1 protein-coding gene is annotated in these 1,102 nt (G+C 65.1%); it reads right to left on the bottom strand.

The window, feature by feature from the left end; genetic code table 11:
- Nucleotides 1-108: 108 nt before the first annotated feature.
- Nucleotides 109-867: a substrate-binding periplasmic protein gene (locus J0A65_RS23810; protein WP_206596753.1), complete on the bottom strand. Its 759-nt coding sequence runs from the start codon at nt 865-867 to the stop codon at nt 109-111.
- Nucleotides 868-1,102 lie beyond the last annotated feature (235 nt).

Here is a 1,102-nt window from a genome sequence, read left to right as displayed (position 1 = left end):
GCGGCTTTCGCTTCGGCGATTACTGGCGCCTGGGCCTGCCACTGGAGATTCTCGTGGTCGCGCTGAGCGTACCGATGCTGCTGTGGGTCTGGCCGCTGTAGAGGGTCTTCAGGGCGGCAGCGGCAGGCCGGGCAGCCATTTGTGGTAGATGGCGGCGAAGCTGCCATCGGCCTTCATCGCATCGAGCGCCTGTTGCCAGCGCGCCAGCAATCGCGGGTCGGTGTCCTGCGAAAAGGCGATGTAGGAATCACTGTGCAGGAACACCAGCAGCTGCTCCACCTCCCCCACAGCCAGCCCGCCACCGTCGAGCAGGGCATTGAGGCTGAGGTCATCCAGCGCCATCAGCTTGACCCGGCCACGCTTGAGCATGCGTATCACCTGGTCCGGACCCGCCACCGGATACAGGTTGGTGAAGCCATGCGCCAGCAGGTGCTGATGGCTGTACCAGTCACGCGGTACCGCGATCTTGCCCACCTGGCGAGCCTGTTCGAAGTCATCCAGCTGCAGCCCGCTCCTGCGCAGGGCATAGAAGGACGTGGTGTTGCGCGTCAGCGGCCCGACCCAGTGAAACAGCTTCTCGCGCTCGGGGATGCGCATCGTGACGAACAACCCGGTATTCGGCCTGACCTGCGCCTGCTGGTAACCCCGTGCCCAGGGCACGACCTCGATGGGCGCCGTGTCGCCGGTGCGCCGCATGATCTCGAGCACCACCTCGGTGGCCAGACCGGTCGGCTTGCCATCGTACCGGCTGAAGTTGATCGGCGGGTACTCTTCGGTATACAGCCGCAAGCGTTCGGCCTGCGCAACGCCCTGGAAACCGAAGCCAACGAGCAACGCCAACAACACATGCACACAGCGAGCGAACACGGCCGTATCCTCAAGCGCGAGATACCTCATTCAGCTTAGTCAGTGCACACGCCGCCTGCCGCCAACGCTGGCGAACGGCGCGACACAGGACGACATCCGCCGCGGCTAGAGCTGCTCGAGCAGGCTGGCCGGTGAATGGAATTTCAACCCGTGCGCCTCGGCGACGCTGCCGCAGGTGATCACGCCGCGCGCGACGTTGAGACCGGCAAGCAGATGCGCATCGTCCTCCAGCGCC

This window comes from Bowmanella yangjiangensis (assembly GCF_017255015.1).
Classification (GTDB): Bacteria; Pseudomonadota; Gammaproteobacteria; order Enterobacterales; family Alteromonadaceae; genus Bowmanella; species Bowmanella yangjiangensis.
The sequence above is the reverse complement of the archived record's forward strand: the minus strand, read 5'-3'. Positions and strand labels throughout refer to the sequence as shown.